At 39.2% G+C, this 16,893-nt stretch carries 16 protein-coding genes and 1 pseudogene; 5 read left to right on the top strand and 12 right to left on the bottom strand.

The features are described from left to right. Nucleotides 1-10 precede the first annotated feature (10 nt). The 4 genes from BM308_RS06485 to BM308_RS06470 all read right to left on the bottom strand — a co-directional run bounded on the left by BM308_RS06485 (nt 11) and on the right by BM308_RS06470 (nt 2,099). A complete protein-coding gene (locus BM308_RS06485) occupies nt 11-544 on the bottom strand; it encodes a hypothetical protein (RefSeq protein WP_074943866.1) in 534 nt (177 codons plus the stop codon). Then, nucleotides 528-1,001, bottom strand: coding sequence for a hypothetical protein (locus tag BM308_RS06480; protein WP_074943864.1), 474 nt, complete (start codon nt 999-1,001; stop codon nt 528-530). Before BM308_RS06480 ends, BM308_RS06485 begins: the two co-directional genes overlap by 17 nt. A gap of 231 nt (nt 1,002-1,232) precedes the next feature. Then, nucleotides 1,233-1,874, bottom strand: coding sequence for a hypothetical protein (locus BM308_RS06475; RefSeq protein WP_074943863.1), 642 nt, complete (start codon nt 1,872-1,874; stop codon nt 1,233-1,235). 15 nt (nt 1,875-1,889) lie between these two features. Next, nucleotides 1,890-2,099: a SlyX family protein gene (locus BM308_RS06470; RefSeq protein ID WP_074943861.1), complete on the bottom strand. Its 210-nt coding sequence runs from the start codon at nt 2,097-2,099 to the stop codon at nt 1,890-1,892. 66 nt (nt 2,100-2,165) lie between these two features. On the opposite strand from BM308_RS06470, the gene BM308_RS06465 reads away from it, so the two are divergent. Next, entirely contained in the window at nt 2,166-2,696 is a 531-nt protein-coding gene (locus BM308_RS06465) for an NUDIX domain-containing protein (RefSeq protein WP_074943859.1), read from the top strand. Between the two features lie 103 nt (nt 2,697-2,799). Here the strand turns inward: BM308_RS06465 and corA are convergent, their stop codons facing one another. Next, the gene (corA, locus tag BM308_RS06460) at nt 2,800-3,753 is read right to left on the bottom strand and encodes a magnesium/cobalt transporter CorA (protein WP_074943858.1); all 954 of its coding nucleotides are present in this window, start codon (nt 3,751-3,753) and stop codon (nt 2,800-2,802) included. Nucleotides 3,754-3,970: 217 nt separating this feature from the next. After that, on the bottom strand, nt 3,971-4,624 hold the full coding sequence (locus BM308_RS06455) for a GntR family transcriptional regulator (protein WP_031491146.1): 654 nt from the start codon (nt 4,622-4,624) through the stop codon (nt 3,971-3,973). 279 nt (nt 4,625-4,903) lie between these two features. On the opposite strand from BM308_RS06455, the gene BM308_RS06450 reads away from it, so the two are divergent. After that, complete coding sequence (locus BM308_RS06450; RefSeq protein WP_074943857.1) at nt 4,904-7,360, top strand: inorganic phosphate transporter; 2,457 nt, start codon at nt 4,904-4,906, stop codon at nt 7,358-7,360. 106 nt (nt 7,361-7,466) lie between these two features. Here BM308_RS06450 and BM308_RS06445 read toward each other — a convergent pair whose 3' ends face one another. From BM308_RS06445 to sstT, 5 genes and pseudogenes are all read right to left on the bottom strand, one after another. Further along, complete coding sequence (locus tag BM308_RS06445; RefSeq protein ID WP_074943855.1) at nt 7,467-8,039, bottom strand: manganese efflux pump MntP; 573 nt, start codon at nt 8,037-8,039, stop codon at nt 7,467-7,469. A 244-nt stretch (nt 8,040-8,283) separates the two neighbouring features. After that, nucleotides 8,284-9,486, bottom strand: coding sequence for a NupC/NupG family nucleoside CNT transporter (locus BM308_RS06440; RefSeq protein ID WP_074943853.1), 1,203 nt, complete (start codon nt 9,484-9,486; stop codon nt 8,284-8,286). Nucleotides 9,487-9,514: 28 nt separating this feature from the next. After that, nucleotides 9,515-10,135 (bottom strand): uridine kinase, encoded by a 621-nt coding sequence (gene udk / locus BM308_RS06435; RefSeq protein ID WP_074943852.1) that lies wholly within the window; start codon nt 10,133-10,135, stop codon nt 9,515-9,517. A gap of 229 nt (nt 10,136-10,364) precedes the next feature. Next, nucleotides 10,365-10,652, bottom strand: a pseudogene (locus BM308_RS06430) (HU family DNA-binding protein); the annotation flags it as partial. Between the two features lie 214 nt (nt 10,653-10,866). Then, on the bottom strand, nt 10,867-12,108 hold the full coding sequence (sstT, locus tag BM308_RS06425; protein ID WP_083425480.1) for a serine/threonine transporter SstT: 1,242 nt from the start codon (nt 12,106-12,108) through the stop codon (nt 10,867-10,869). A gap of 427 nt (nt 12,109-12,535) precedes the next feature. Between sstT and BM308_RS06420 the strand changes: the two genes are divergently transcribed. Beyond that, nucleotides 12,536-13,234 (top strand): iron-sulfur cluster assembly scaffold protein, encoded by a 699-nt coding sequence (locus tag BM308_RS06420; RefSeq protein WP_074943848.1) that lies wholly within the window; start codon nt 12,536-12,538, stop codon nt 13,232-13,234. Between the two features lie 14 nt (nt 13,235-13,248). Beyond that, nucleotides 13,249-14,250 carry a GGGtGRT protein gene (locus BM308_RS06415; RefSeq protein ID WP_074943846.1) on the top strand — a complete coding sequence of 334 codons (1,002 nt, stop codon included), beginning with the start codon at nt 13,249-13,251 and terminating at the stop codon, nt 14,248-14,250. A gap of 102 nt (nt 14,251-14,352) precedes the next feature. Here BM308_RS06415 and BM308_RS06410 read toward each other — a convergent pair whose 3' ends face one another. Further along, nucleotides 14,353-14,829, bottom strand: a complete 477-nt coding sequence (locus tag BM308_RS06410; protein WP_074943844.1) for a hypothetical protein — start codon at nt 14,827-14,829, stop codon at nt 14,353-14,355. Nucleotides 14,830-15,488: 659 nt separating this feature from the next. On the opposite strand from BM308_RS06410, the gene BM308_RS06400 reads away from it, so the two are divergent. Then, nucleotides 15,489-16,844 (top strand): ATP-binding protein, encoded by a 1,356-nt coding sequence (locus BM308_RS06400; RefSeq protein ID WP_074943841.1) that lies wholly within the window; start codon nt 15,489-15,491, stop codon nt 16,842-16,844. Nucleotides 16,845-16,893 lie beyond the last annotated feature (49 nt).

Below are 16,893 nucleotides of genomic sequence, written 5' to 3'. Positions count from 1 at the left end.
ATCCTAATTATTATTTACTTGTTTTTAATGAATTCATGTACTCAGGATCAAGATGTCCTGCACGTGTCTTTACCAGGAACTGTCCCTTTGGATGTTTGGTATCTTTATTTACCAGTAAAGCTGGAAGCTTTTTGGTTTTGTTTTCATCCAGGAATCTCTTCAGCTCGTGGGCAACGGTCTCACCTGCAAAGCGGCTCTCGATTGGAAGAGTGGTCTCATCAGGCATCACCAGCATGCCCTCAACAATAGTGATACCGTGGGTTGGAACAATGTTCTCAACTCTTGCAACCACCTGTATTCCGGTATTCTGAGCAATACGTGTTTTAGCGTAGATGTAGAAGCTTTTTGCAGCCAGTACACCGAACAGTACTACGAAGAAATACTGAAGCCAAGGCTGTTCACCGGTAGCCTCCAGTACTCTGAAAGCCAGAATGATACCTATACCGGTAACAAATCCGTAGATGATACCGAAGATTAACTGAACAACAGCAATTCTTGGTTCAAAGGAATTCTTTCTGTAATCTGCGTTAGTTAGCTGTGCCATGGATTATACCTTTATAGTTTTTCTTGACGTTGAATGCAGACTCAGCGTGGCTGGTGTTCTCATCAACGATAATTTCAACAGTTGCATCCACCTGCAGCTGAAGCATTGGATTTGAAATCAGACTCTTCTTTGCAACAGCATAGGTCTTGTTTGCTGGAACGAAAGTCTGGAACTGCTTATCCTCACGATTAACAATACGAGTGTCTGTATCATTTACATAATTAGCAGCTTCTCTGCCATTTAATTTGATATTGATTTTTACCTTGTCAATTGGCATTGGTTCGGCAGATGAGTGATGAACAGTGTAGTCAACTAAAAAGCCTTCAACATTGTTTTTATTCTGAAAGTCAACTGAATTGATATTCAGAGTCATCTTACGAGCGCCCTCTGGAAGTGATGTACAGCCAGCTGCAAGCAGGGCAAGTGAACCTGCAACTGCGATAAGCATTTTTTTCATAATCAATATTCAAAATAAACAAAAACTGAATGAACATTATACGCTTTGAATGGGCGTTTTTTCAATTTTATTGAGGGATTAAGGCAGAAAAAAGTTACTGATTTTCACTTAATAATTAAGAGGATGATGCAAAAAAGGTGTTTTTACAGAGGTGTTCTTTCAATGTATAGGGAAAGGCGTTTCTAAAACAGCCTCTGAGGATCTGCTAGAGGCTGTTGTATTTACTAAGGATTACTGAAGATTTTTAAATTTCTCTACAGCAAGATTGTAGATATTGGATAAAGACTGTTCTGTAGTGGTCTTGTATAAAGTTCTGGTGTCAGTCAGCACTTTTCTGGTCTGTCTGTTCTTAAGATTTATGTGCTTCTGTGCTCCCTGATTCTGGGTATAGACATCCAGCTCAATATCTGAGTTGATGTTATCGTTGATCTTCTCAAGACCAGCCCAGGTCCAGAACTGTTTGATACTTACAGCCATAATAATGGTATCTGAATCTTCGGCTGCGGCATCCTGAACAACGGTATAACCGTCATCATTCAATGCTCTCTCAAGAATTTCCTTAACCACCATGGTTACAGTCTTATCACGAGGCAGCAGCATTGCACCGGTCTGTGAACCGAATGAATTCTTAAGTCTTGCATAGGCACGTGATTTGTAATCAGGACTTAATATTTCGCCTGATGGCAGATTAGGCTGATTCTCATTGCCAACAAAAAGACGGTTGTCGGTAACATCAGCAATGCATACCTTTGGTCCGTTGTTGTATGAGACAACTTCGGTAGGGGATTTAAGATCAGCTATATGTTCACCATTAGAACATGCACTTAAGAACATTACAGCAAAAAGCTGCAGCAGAATTACTAGTTTTTTCATAAAAATACCCTGAGACTAATAATGAGGAGGAGGAACTTCATCCTTCTGGGAACGGGTTGCATAAGGATCTCCAACTTTAGAATAAAGAACCTTAAACTGTCGCTCCAGTTTATCCATCTTGTCGTATAAATCACTTAGTTCTTTTGACTGTCTGTCGATGATATCCTCAAGCCAGGCAATCTTTTCCTCAAGTGAGATTATGTCGTTTCTGTTTTCTTTTTCCATAAAAAATCCGTTGTTTTTTCAACGCACAAATTATATGCTTTTTTCTGATAATTTGGAGAATTAATCATGTCAGCAACAGAATTAGTAGATATTGTCGATGAGGATAATAACATCATCAAGACTGTTACCCGTCAGGAAATGAGAAAAGACCAGCTTCCTCACAGAGCTTCCTATATTGCGGTAATGGATCATAGCGGTAAGTTTCTTATTGAAATCAGAACCCTCTGCAAGGATTATTCTCCTGGTACTTTTGACGCTGTGGTCGGTGGAGTCATGCAGCATGGCGAGGATGAAATATTAAGTGCCAAGAGAGAGCTTTTAGAGGAGATTGGTGTAGATGCTAATATGCATTCCTGTGAATTCCACTGTTTCGGTCCTCATAAGATTATCTCCAAAAGCGGTATGCGTTATTTCTACGGATATCTATACCTTGCCATTACTGACAGCATAACAGTAAGACAGAAGAGTGAGGTTTCCGGTATTCTTTATCTTTCTGAAGAGGATGTTTTAAGATTAGCAGACTCTACTGCCTATGATTCCGTTGTTGCTTTTAAGGAAATTGTAAAAAGAGCAAAAGAACAGGGACTGATTAAGTAGTATTTTTTCTGTCTGTTATGGTTTGGGAAACGAATACAAAAAGGCTGAGAATCTCAGCCTTAGTCATATCTAGAATCTGTGAATCAGTGTTGATTGAGTCCTACTATAGCCAGCCTTTCTTTCTGAAGAAGAAATAGGTTATGGCTGCAGACAGAATCATCATTCCAATGGATAATGGGTAACCTAGGTACCAGTCAAGTTCTGGCATGGTTTTGAAGTTCATACCGTAAACAGATGCAATCCAGGTTGGTGGCATGAACACTACCGCAGCCACTGAGAAGATCTTGATGATGCTGTTCTGCTTCTGATTGGTATAACCCATCGAAGCTTCCAGCTGGAAGTTGATCTTATTGGAAATAAATGAGGTGTGAGGCAGAATAGACTCAATATCGGTTAAAACCTCATCCAGAATTCTAATTTGGCGATCCTCAAGTGAACTTCCGAAAGTCTTTCTGATGAATCTTAAAGCTCTTCTGGTATCGTGAAGTGCCTGCAGAATCTGGGAGTTCAACTCCTCCTGATTGACAAGCTCCTCCAGGGTTTCATCCACGTGCTGTTCATCAGTTATCTGATCGGAAGTTTCTTCCAGAGTGCTGTACGCATCCTCGATCAAATCAGATAACTGATCTACTTTAAGCTCCTGAAGTTTTACCAGGATATCTAAAGCAGAACGTATATCAACCTTATTATGTCTTATGTAGTAGCGAAGTAGTCTGACAATGGAAATATCATCCTCTCGGAAAGAGATCAGAAGATTCTTTCTCATTGTGAAAGACATGTTCACACCATGAGTTTCGTTTGAAATTCTCTGTGGGAATAAGGAAAGAATATGTACACCGTCAGGACCTACACGGAAACGTGATGATGACTCAATGTCATCCATCTCGTCCTCTTCAGGGACATCTTCTACAAGTAAGGCTTCAAGCCAGCTGCGTTCTTCCTCATCAGGCTGATTAACATCCAGCCAGATTACATCTGATGGCAGAGGCTCTGTTGTTTTAATAGGAACGATAGCTAGGGTATCGTCTTCTTCATTTAAAAGGCATGCTGAGATCATTTGGATTCTCCGAAAAACAGCTGACGCTGTTTGGTTATTCGCACTAGCAGCATGGCATAAGGCTGTTTCTTTCAGCCCAAAGCTACCAATTGTTTTCCGTGTGTATTTTTTCACAAAAGAAAAATTTTTGCCACACAAAAAACATAATATTTAAAAATTCTTTGTGTGGAATTATGGCATGGCTGATAAAGCCTTGAAAGACTGACCGCTTTTAAGATCAGTCTGCATCAGAGAGGTTGAAGTTTTTCCAGTAGGCGCCAAACTCCGGAAGAATATGCTCGCGCAGCAGTTCCACTACACGTCCGATATTCTTTTCACGGATTGCATTGGCAATATTCTGATGTTCAACAATTGATTTCTGCATATGCTCAAGATTGTTGCCTAAAAAGTTTCTGGCAGTATCCATGATTGCAGAGATTCTTTCAAAGGAGGTAATAAAGTAGTTGTTCTCACACAGAGAAACCAGAGTCTCATGGAACAGAGAGTCCTGCTGCAGATAGACATCACCCTGATTTAAGGCCAGGGCAGATTTCATCTTCATAATGATGTTCTCGGTTCTTTCAATCAGTTTCTCCTGGTTCTGACCAAAAGAGAGGATCATTCCCTGAGATTCGATGACAAAACGGAAGTTTAAAAGATTTAAAAGCTCTTTCTGGGATAAAGAGAAAACATAGGTTCCGCTTTTTGGTTTACGCACGACCAGACCTTCAGCCTGAAGTCTTTTCAGAGCATCTCTGATAGGTGCCTTGTTTGCCTTTAATGACTGCTCAAGTGTTCTTTCAGAGATCTTTTCACCCATGGCAAATGTGCCGTTAACAATCATTTCTTTTATTCGGGTGTAGATAATATCTTTTTGTAAGTCGTGTTCCATAATATTTTTTACGTTTATTTGACGTTAAAAATTTTCTTTTCATTATATGATCTGCAATCTCAATTTCTCAAATTTTCTAAAAAAAATGACGTTTTGAACCAAAATAACGAGATATTTGTCACAATTAGTAAAATGTTACTTTTTTTTATTTTCTCACCGGATTTTCCTGATTTTTTTTATGAATGAAAACTGTCTAATACATTGAACAGTAAGGCTAGCCAAAACCAAGGCAACTTATGCTAAAATTCACAAAAAATATAGAACACAATTAGGAAAAATATGTTTGAAGCAATTGTCTTAGTTTTAGTAGTTATGCTCATGCTTCTTGCCACCTTGGATCTTTTTGTGGGTGTAAGTAATGACGCTGCTAATTTCCTTAATTCTGCAGTCGGCACAAGAATAGCTCCTTTATTTGTAATTATGCTGGTAGCATCTGTTGGTGTGCTGTGCGGAGCAACCTTCTCCTCAGGAATGATGGAAGTTGCAAGAAAGGGAATGCTGTTCCCCGAGCTCTTCTCCTTTGAGGAAATAATGCTGATTTTTGCAGCAGTAATGATTTCTGATGTTCTGCTTTTAAACCTGTTCAATTCCTTCGGACTTCCGACTTCCACCACCGTATCAATTGTGTTCGAGCTTTTAGGAGCTGCAACTTTCGCTTCCTTTTACAAGGTGTATGGAACAGACCTTCCTCTATCAGATATCTTTAATTATATTAAGCTGGACAGAACCGCAACCATTGTCTCTGCAATTCTGCTTTCTGTAGTTCTGGCCTTTATTACCGGTATGGCGGTGCAGTTTATCTGCAGACTTCTGTTTACCTTCAGATTCGACAGAACTATAGGTTATCTTGGCGGTATATTCTGCGGTTTCTCTCTGACAGCCATCTCCTATTTCCTGGTTATCAAGGGAGCCAAGGGAGCTTCCTTTATGAAGCCTGAGTATCTGGCCTATATCGATACTCACTTCAATACCATTATGTGGGCTCTGTTTATCGGTTTCTCCCTGTTAGGTCAGCTTATTGTGCTGCTTAAGGGAAATGTGTTCAAACTGATTATTCTTGCCGGTACCTTTGCTCTGGCTTTCTCATTTGCAGGAAACGACCTTGTAAACTTCGTGGGTGTTCCTCTGGCTGCTTTAGACAGCTATCAGTTCTGGTCTGCCAATGCCTCAGGCAATGAGTCATTCCTCATGGGCCATCTTAATGAGAATAATGTTACCAGTACGTTCTGGCTGTTTTTAGCCGGTTCTGTAATGTGTCTGACCCTGTGGGTAAGTAAGAAGGCACGTCAGGTGGTTCAGACCTCCATCAATCTGTCCTCATCAACCTCAGGTTCCCGTGAGCAGTTCGGTGCTTCAACCATCGGTCGAATCATTACCAGAATGGGCTTAGGTGTTTCCCGTGCTGTATACAGAACTGTTCCTAATAACTCAGCTAAATTTATTCGTCACCGTTACAGACAGCCTGCTGTAGTTAAAGGTCAGGAGAGACTGCCTTTTGACTATGTTAGAGCCTCTGTAAATCTGGTTGTGGCAGCAACCCTGATTTCAATTGCAACCTCATTAAAGCTGCCTTTATCTACCACCTATGTATGTTTCATGGTGGCAATGGGCTCCTCCTTTGCTGACGGTGCCTGGGATAGAGAGAGTGCTGTTTACAGAATTTCTGGTGTGGTAACTGTGATTGCAGGCTGGTTCTTAACCGGTATTTCTGCTTTCAGCTTTGCTGCCTTCATTAACTTTATTCTGTGTAATCTGGGCTTTTATGCAGCTCTGTTCCTAATTCCTTGTGTATTTGCTCTGATTATTTATACCAATTTCATCAGAAAGACTCAGACTGCTGCTGTAAGCTCAATTCTTTCTGCCAAGTCTGACCGTGAGATTCTAAACGGTGTAGCTTCAACTGTACCAAGCTATTATGAAAAGGAAATCACCTGTATCAAGACTGCTCTGGATGCATTCTTTGAGGATAACGAATTCGGTCTTCGCAAGGTAAGAAACAAGGCTTCTAATATCGCTGATGCCATTTCCATTGAAAGAAGTGCCTACTACTCTCTGGCTGTAGGTTCTGAGCAGAAGCTTCTGCCTGTTAAGAATCAGGTATCCAGCAGTACCAATGATGCAAAATTCTTCTTCTATCTGGTATTCTCAAATTTAAGAGAGGCTTCCAAGTCTGTTCATTATGCTCTTGATCAGGCTGTGAACCATGTTGCCAACCGTCATACTATCTTCGGCGGAGCCATGAAGGACAGTCTTTTTGATCTGGTTAAGAGAATCGACAGACTGGTTGATGATCTTCGTGCCATTGAGGTTAAACAGTCAGCATCAAATGTTGAGTCTGTTGTTAAGCATGCCAAGAAACTTAACCGTGATATTGATAAGTGTCAGATGGAGCTTGTTTCTATTATCGGCAGAGAACATGTTTCCATGCATTCCTCTGAGATGTATCTGACTTTCCTGCAGTGTATGCGTGATCTTGCCAACCGTTATGTTGCTGTAAGTATGCAGGAGCGTGCTCTGGCTGAGATTGTCCTTGGTAAGACTCATCTTGATGAGGCTGACAGTCAGGTTCAGAGTTCATCTTTAGCAACAGCGTTCCGTGAAGATCGTGAGGATATCAGTATTTCCTCCTCAGATAAGAATGATTCTGAAATTGAGGCTCCATCCTATGAGGATGACGGTGAGATGATTATTCTTCCAAAATCACCAGCAGCTATGGAGCAGGAAAAGAACTCCTAATCAGTTCTTTTTCTAAAGAATACAAAGAAGGCGCGTTGGTAAAACTCTGCGCCTTTTTCGTCTCTGTAATATTGTGTATTGTTATATGTTTTTTCTTAAAAAGTCTTTATAAGAAGACTCCATGTTCGTACAGGATTTTTACTCCGATTAGAAACAGGGTAAGAGCTCCTAATACATTAAGTACTCTATCGAGTCTTCTGAATTTTGAAAGCTGCTGACCTGCCATAAAGCTTCCAAAGGAAATCATAAAGCAGACTATTCCAATGATAAGAGATGCGTACAGGATTCTTGGATTGCTGGTAAGACCTAATGAAAATCCAACTGCTAGAGCATCTATTGAGGTGGCTATTCCAAGACTTAACAGGATCATGAAACTGATGTGTTTTGCTTCCTGAGTTTCTCCTTCAAAAGCTTCTTTGAGCATATTTATACTTACACCTGTAAGCAGAATAAAAGCAAGCCAGTGGTCATACTCATCGATTAAATCAATGATTGATGCTCCTCCAATAAAACCTATCAGAGGCATCAGAAACTGGAAAAAGCCGAAGGTGAAGGCCATACTAAGTGCATGACGAAATCTGGATTCAGAGCAGGTCTGTTTCTTTCCGTAGATTACAGAGCATACAGATGCATCAATAGAAAGGGCAACTGCGGTTATAAAGATTTCTAGTGTTGTCATTAAATTACCTGAATTTTTTTGAGGCAATTATAAAAGATTTTAGGAGAAATCTTCAAAACAAATCTGATCTTAATGAAAAAAAGAAAATCGTTAGTCTTCGTCAAAATGGTAGTCTGTAGTGAAATTGAGTTTTATTTGGAGAATATAGGGCACGGAGATTATACAGGCTGTGATTTGAAAATAAAAAAAGCTAATATCCAGCATCAGTGAATATTAGCTTCTTATATTTTTTAAGAATAGACTGTTAACCGAAGGTCAGTACAAAGCCTACTAAGAATGCATTAAACAGGTTCAGTGCGAAAGCAGCAACCAGAGCTCTTACAATTATCTGAGCTAAAATTGTTTTCTTAGGAGGGAATAGTGAGCCGATTGAAGCTACACATACTGCCATACTTCCAATGTTGGCAAAACCAGCAATTGCGATACACAGAACAGCCTGAGTTCTGTAATCCATGCCTGACAGAGCTGGAGCTAGATCAGAGAAGGCCACGAACTCATTTAAAACAAGCTTTGAACCTAAAAGCTGAGCACCAAAATCGGTGTATTCACCATTTAATCCCATAAAGAAAGAAATAGGGTAGAAAATCCAGCTGAAGATCTTCTCAATGGTTACACCGGTTGGGGATAAGATACCGTTAATCAGAGCAACTACAGCTACGATAGCAACAAGGGATGCTGCAATTGCAGATACGAGCTTGATACCGTCCATTGCACCGTTGCCTAAGGCATCGATTACATTACAGCCTGCGACCTTTCTGTCGATTTCAAGTTTAGAGGTAATAGCAACTTCTTCCTGCTCTGGGTAAATAATCTTTGCCATGATGATTGAGCCAAAAGGAACCAGAGTACATGCCAGAATCAGGAACTGCATAGGAATACCGAGGGCATTGTATCCGCCAAGAATTGAAACAGACATACTTCCCATACCGGCAACAACTACTACGAAGATTTCACTTTTGGTCATGCTCTCAAGGTATTTTGCAACAAGCAGAGGAGACTCTGTCTGACCTAAGAACATATTGGCTACAGTAATGAAGCTTTCAACACGGGTGGTACCTACAAACTTACCAACAGCAGAACCGATAACCTTAATGATCAGACCTAAAATTCCAAGATAGGATAGAACGCTTACCAGAGCGCCGAAGAAAATCAGATTTGTCAGAACCTGGAACAGGAAGATAAAGCCTGATTTTTCAATATCCATCAGAGGTCCGAATACGAATGTAAGACCGTTTCTGCCGTAGCTTAGAACGACGGTAAAGGCATCGGAAATCTTTTCGATTATCCAGATACCTGTTGGTACCTTAATAAAGATGATGCAGAGAATGAACTGAGCAATCAGTGCCTTTACAATCATCTTCCATTTGATTTGCTTTTTGCCGTTTGAGCACAGGAACATTACTCCGATAATCAGAGCCATTCCCAAAAGATTAAGTATTGCTGCCATATTTATACTCTAGGTTGTGGTTTAAGAATCAGTTTTCTTTTGTGGAGATGATGCTTTCTATTTTGGTTTTGACAATATCGAATGCAGCTTCATTCAGAGCACTGTTAATAATAATGTCAGCAACTGACTTTGTTGGTTCAACAAACAGATTGTGCATTGGTTTAACAGTAGAAAGATACTGGGCGATGATATCAGGAAGCTCTCTTCCTCTCATCTTGATATCTCTTGCTGCTCTTCTCAGAATTCGTTCATCTGCGTCGGCATCAAGGTAAATTTTATAGTCAAACAGATCGCTTAAAAGAGTTTCATGCAGAACCAGAATTCCTTCAACAATGATGACCTTACATGGTTTGATAAGAACTGTTTTATCCGATCTGTTGTGCTGAGCGAAATCGTATAGAGGGCCTTCGACGTCCTGTCCGTTTTTGAGTTGAATGATGTGGTCAATTAAGAGAGAGGTTTCAAGAGAATCTGGGTGATCGTAGTTGATGAGTTTGCGCTGATCGAAACTGAGATCATCACGTCTTCTGTAGTAATTATCATGATAGATAACTGTCAGATTATCACCGAAATAATCTTTGAGTCTTTGGGTAAAGGTTGATTTTCCTGAACCAGTGCCGCCTGCAATTCCAATAAATACTGTCTTCACTATCTTACTCTCTCCAATTTAAATATAGATCTGGCATCCACATCTAAATTGTCTTTATTTTAATAATCTCTAATCAGAGTTACATGGATATATACACAAACGGAGGCTATTATACATGATTTAGATCACATTTATCGTCATTTTTTTTACTGAAATAGAGATTTGTCGAATCCAAAATAAAAAGCCAGAATTTTAACAATTCTGGCTTCCCATATGAATTTAAAAGAAATTACTTCTTCTTGTTAACTGCGTCCTTTAGAGCGGAACCAGCTGAGAATGCAGGAACTTTGCTTGCTGCAATCTTGATAACTTCGCCAGTTCTTGGGTTACGACCCTGACGAGCAGCTCTCTTTGATACCTTGAAAGTACCAAAACCGATTAGCTGAACGGTGTCACCCTTAACTAATGCTGCCTCTACAGACTCTAGGAAAGCTTCAACAGCCTTCTTTGAATCAACCTTAGTTAGACCACTAGTCTTTGCAATAGCATCAACAAGTTGAGTTTTATTCATAGTATATTTCCTTTGTGATTGTTTGTTGTTTTAAGTGACTATACATCAAATCTTAGATGTATCAACGTTTTCAAGCGTTTTTTTGTATGAAACTGTGACCTAGATAAAAATATTAACTGTTAAGATGCTAGATTTAATGCGGGGTCTAGAAGACAAGAACCCCCAGAATGCTGTATTTCTCAGCTATCTGGAGGTTCTAAAATTTGAAAAAGTCAAATAATTAGTTGTTAGCTTTTCTCTCTGCTCTTTCACAAGCTGCAGCTGTGAAGATAACGTCGGTAGAGCTGTTCAGAGCTGTTTCACATGAATCCTGAACTACACCGATAATAAAGCCAATACCGATAACCTGCATTGCAATGTCATTTGGAATACCAAAGATTGAACAGGCCAGAGGAATCAGCATTAAAGAACCACCGGCAACACCTGAAGAACCACAGGCACATAGAACAGAGGCAATACACATTAGGAATGCTGAGGCAAAATCAACATGGATACCTAATGTATTGGCAGCTGCCATGGTCATAATAACGATGGTTACACCGGCACCTGACATATTAATGGTGCAGCCCAGAGGAATTGAAATAGTATAGGTAGCCTTGTTTAAACCTAACTCTTCACATAAAGCCAGATTAACTGGCAGGTTTGCTGCTGATGATCTGGTGAAGAATGCTGTTGTACCTGATTTAGCTAGACACTTTAGAACCAGTGGATATGGATTCTTGTGGGTAGTAATGAATACAAGAATAGGGTTGATTATCAGAGCAATAATCAGCATTGTAACAACCAACACTACAACAACATGAACATAGTTTAGCAGGTTGGCAAAGCCACCTTCCTGTGTACATGAAGAGTAAACCAGACCGAATACACCAAGAGGTGCACAGCGGATAACCATACGGATAACACCGGATACTGCAATTGCAAGATCATCTAATACTCTCTTGGTATTGTCGTGTGAGTATCTGAACATCATACCCAGAGCAATTGACCATAGAAGAATTGCTACGAAGTTACCGTTGATGAATGCTGAAACAGGATTTTCAACAGCCTGTGTTACGAAGTTTACTAAAACTTCCTTGATACCCTGAGGAGCGGAAACATTTGCATTAGATGCCAGCTCACTGAAGGTGCTTGGATACATATAGCTCATTACAAGAGCCAGACCGCCGGATAGAACCATGCCTGCGAAGTAAAGTGCAATAATTGGCTTGAGGTTGGTCTGCATTCCTGATTTGTGCTTTGCAATTGCTGCTGATACAAGAACGAAAATCAGTATAGGCGCAACAGCTTTCAGTGCCTTAACGAAGATAACACCGAATGTTGGAATTACGGTAGTGTCATCTGGATAAACATAAGCTGCAAATATACCTAGAATCAGACCGCATACAATCTGAAGAATAAATGGTGTTCTTGAAAGAACCATAAAGAACAGCGGTCCCTTTGGATTTTCACTCTCTAGCATAGTAAATTCCTTGAAATGCTTAAAATTAACTCATCGTTTTATTAACAGCTTATATTTCAAATCTGTTTTGTTTTTTTATCGAAATTTTGTCCGATAAGAATTTTTACAATAAAAAGTCCATAAGTGCAAGTTTAGATCACACTTTTAGATTTATGTATCATTTGTGTGCAAATCCAAAAAACGAATTCTGATTTTGGTTCCGCATAATTAAGTCTATTATTCTGGAATCAAAACCAAGAAAATAGAATTTTGAGTTTAAGTTTTTGGAAATTTTAAGCGGTGTGTATTATAATCTTTGTGTTTTAGAACATTTTGCTTTTAAAACGGATTTAACAAATCTGTGAAAAAGCATGGAAATAAGAAATAATCAGATGTTCTACAACATGAAAATAACATTTATTGAACACATTCAAATTAGGTACCACCAATGATCTATTCTAAAGAAGTAGAGAATATGTGCCCTGTAACCAAGGGTGCATACCATGGTCCTGCTCCTATTCCTGAAGAGGGTAAGTGGGTTCAGGCTAAAGAAATCAAAGATATCAGCGGTTTAACTCACGGTGTGGGTTGGTGTGCTCCTCAGCAGGGCGCCTGCAAGATGACCTTAAACGTTAAGGACGGCATCATTCAGGAAGCTCTAGTTGAGACCATCGGCTGCTCTGGTATGACTCATTCTGCTGCTATGGCTTCAGAAATCCTTATCGGTAAGACCCTACTTGAAGGCTTAAACACTGACTTAGTTTGCGATGCTATCAACACTGCATACCGCGAGCTATTCCTTCAGATCGTTTACGGCCGTACTCAGACTGCATTCTCTGAGGGTGGTCTTCCAATCGGTGCTTCTCTTGAGGACTTAGGTAAGAACCTACGTAGTCAGGTTGGTACCATGTTCGCAACCAAGGATAAAGGTCCACGTTATCTAGAAATGGCTGAGGGTTATGTAACTCGCGTAGCTTTAAACAAGGACAATGAGATTGTTGGTTACGAGTTCGTAAATCTTGGCAAGTTAATGGATCTGTTAAAGGCTCACCCAGAGTTATCTGGCAAAGAGTGTTTAGACAAGATCCGCGGTCACTACGGCCAGTGGGATAATGCCGCTAAGTATATTGATCCAAGACACGAGTAACGAGGTACTAAAAGATGGCATTATTTGAAAGTTATGAGCGTCGTATTGATAAAATCAATGGTGTATTAGCTCAGTACGGCATTAAGTCTGTTGAAGAGTGTAAGGAAATCTGCGCTCAGTACGGTTTAGACCCATATCAGACTGTTAAGGATATTCAGGGTATTGCTTTCGAGAACGCAAGCTGGGCATATACCGTTGGTGCAGCTATCGCAATTAAGAAGGGCTGCAAGGTTGCTGCTGATGCTGCTGAGGCAATCGGTATCGGTCTACAGGCTTTCTGTATTCCAGGTTCTGTTGCTGAGGATCGTAAGGTAGGTTTAGGTCACGGTAATCTAGGCGCTATGCTTCTACGTGACGAGACCAAGTGCTTCTGCTTCCTAGCTGGTCACGAGTCATTTGCTGCTGCTGAAGGCGCTATCGGTATCGTTCGTAACGCTAACAAGGCACGTAAAGAGCCTCTACGCGTTATCCTGAACGGTTTAGGTAAGGATGCTGCTCAGATCATTTCACGTATCAACGGCTTTACCTATGTTCAGACTCAGTTCGATTACTACACTTCAGAGCTGAAGATTGTTAACACCAAGGCTTACTCAGATACTGAGCGTGCAAACGTACGTTGCTTCGGTGCTGATGATGTTCGTGAAGGTGTTGCAATTATGCATCACGAGGGTGTTGACGTTTCTATTACCGGTAACTCAACCAACCCAACCCGTTTCCAGCACCCAGTAGCTGGTACTTATAAGAAAGAGTGCATCGAGCAGGGTAAGAAGTACTTCTCTGTTGCTTCAGGTGGTGGTACCGGACGTACTCTACACCCAGATAACATGGCTGCAGGTCCTGCTTCATACGGTATGACCGATACCATGGGTCGTATGCATTCAGATGCTCAGTTCGCAGGTTCTTCATCAGTTCCAGCTCACGTTGAGATGATGGGCTTCCTAGGCATGGGTAACAACCCAATGGTAGGTGCAACTGTAGCTATCGCTGTTCAGGTTTCACAGGCTTTAAACAAGTAATTTAAAACCTTATCTGAATAAGTAAAGAAAAGGCTTTCTCGTTGAGAAAGCCTTTTTCGTAAATGTCATTTCAATTTTGAGTTAACCTCAGTATTGTCCTATTTAAACTGCAGCCTCTAAAACAAGTTCGTTTACTGAAGGCATAGCAGAAACCTTAACCTGCATATTGGTGTCAATGATGTTAAGCTTGGCCTTAAACCAGGTAGTAGCAGTATCATTCACCAGCTCCTCAGATTTAAACTGAAATTTAGACTCTGAAATTGAATCAGAAAACTTCACGCCGATTAAGGAATTTAAAGGGAAATCAATTTTCCATTTGAATAACTCTGCCTTATCCTTAGTATCATCCCAGTATTTAATCAGCTTTGATAGAATTTCGTCTCTGTTCTTTTCCAGGATCCCTACAACATCCTTTTTAATTTTCAGCTCAGGATCGAATTCCTCATCTACCGGAACAATGTATAGGTCCTTCTTACCGTTGATTTTGTCGATTACTTTCTGTGGCTGGAAATTGTCGTAATCGAACTGGGATTTAATTTTCTTTAGGATGTTTGAGAATAGTTTTGTCTGGTATTTCATAGCAGTAGCCCACGATAATAAAAAGTTTGTGTGTTTTAAAGTTATCTATGTTTTTATTATCGATAAAGAAAATTAGTGATTTATTATGCTGTTAAGAGATCATTTAACGAAATGATATTTTTTTGGGGAAAAGATAATCAGAAAATAGTTTTTCTTGTCTACTTTATCTTGACTACTGGGGGAAATTGAAAAGAAAAACACTTTTGAAAAAAGGATTCTGACAGAGGAACCATAGTTTGTTCAGAAAAGGCGCAAACACACAGCTTCAGAAGGTGTGTCCACTTTTGGAAAAGAAAACTGCTAGAAAAAGTCCCTCATGTCTACTTTTGAAAAACAAAAAATTAAAAAAATTTGGCCCGTGTCCACTTTTGAAAAAGAAATGCAATAAAAAGTTTTTTTCATGTCTACTTTTCTTGACTACTACAACTACTACAATTATGAAAAATGAAACTGCGCATACACCAAAGTTTGTGAAAAATGAAACTGCGCATACACCAAAATTTATGAAAAATGAAACTGCGTATACACCAAAGTTTAAAAGAAATTAAATTGCGCATACACCAAAGACTGCTTATAATTAAACTGCGTATATACCAAAAGTATAACAACAAGCAACCTGCGTATTATTTGCAGAAAAATAGAAAACCTGGAGTATTAAATTGATTTTTAATAGAAAGATTTATGATTCTCTTTTGGAATGGAAAAAATTTGAAGGCAAAGAAGCTTTATTAATAGAAGGTGCGAGACGAATCGGTAAATCAACTATAGTTCAGGAATTTGCTAAAAAAGAATATGAGAGTTTTCTTTTGATTGATTTTGCTCGAACATCTGATGAAATCAAACAATATTTTGTAAGGTTTAATAATGATCTAAACACTCTATTTATGATGCTTCAGAATGTCTATGGAGTAGAACTTAAAGAGAGAAAAAGTCTGATTATTTTTGATGAGGTTCAACGTTTCCCAACTGCAAGAGAAATGATTAAGTATCTTGTAGCAGATGGAAGATATGATTACATAGAAACAGGTTCTCTTATTTCCATCAGAGAAAACATTAAGGATATTGTTATTCCATCGGAGGAACGTGCATTAAAAATGTATCCGATGGATTTTGAAGAATTTTGTATTGCACTTGGAAATAAGCCGATTGTTTCCTATATCAAAGATTGTTTTGAGAAGAAAGTTCCTTTAGAGAAAGGTATTCATGAAAAGGCAATGCAGTTATTTCGTGAATATATGCTTGTAGGTGGCATGCCTCAGGCAGTTATGACCTATATAGATTCAAATAAGAATTTGGGTGAGGTTGACCGAGTTAAGAGAAATATACTTAATCTATATCGTGAGGACATAATGAAGATCAAAGCTATGTACAGATCTAGAGTTATTTCCTTATATGATATGTTGCCAGCTCTTTTATCAAAACATGAAAAGAGAGTTGTTTTCAGCAATATTATTGAAGGATCCTTTGCTGAACAATATGCTGAGACTTTTTTCTGGCTTACTGACAGTATGATTGTTAATGAATGCAGAAAGACAGATGATCCTAATATAGCGCCTTCTTTAAATGCCTCTGAAACTTATATTAAATGTTATATGAGTGACACCGGACTACTAGTTTCTCATGCGTTTAATGAAAATGAAATATTGGAGAATGAAGTCTACAAACAGATACTGATGGATAAACTATCCTTAAATGAAGGAATGCTATATGAGAACATGATTGCCCAAATGTTAACTGCAAATGGCCATAAACTCTTTTTCTATACGAGATATAATGAAGAAAAACATAGAAACGATATAGAGATAGATTTCCTCATTTCCAATAACAGTAAGCTGACATACAAGACTTTTCCTATAGAGGTTAAATCAGGAAAAAGATACACAACTAAGTCACTTACTCGTTTTAAGGAAAAATATAGTAAGAGGATCGGTGGGTGCTATGTCATACATCCTAAGAATCTGAGTATAAAAGATGACATTCTCTGTATTCCTCCATATATGACAATATGTCTTTAGAAAACAAATAGTTAAAATCTTTTAAAATTTTTACTAAAGGAATTTTCTC

It is taken from the genome of Succinivibrio dextrinosolvens, assembly GCF_900116345.1.
In the GTDB taxonomy this organism is placed as follows: Bacteria; Pseudomonadota; Gammaproteobacteria; order Enterobacterales; family Succinivibrionaceae; genus Succinivibrio; species Succinivibrio dextrinosolvens_B.
The sequence above is the reverse complement of the archived record's forward strand: the minus strand, read 5'-3'. Positions and strand labels throughout refer to the sequence as shown.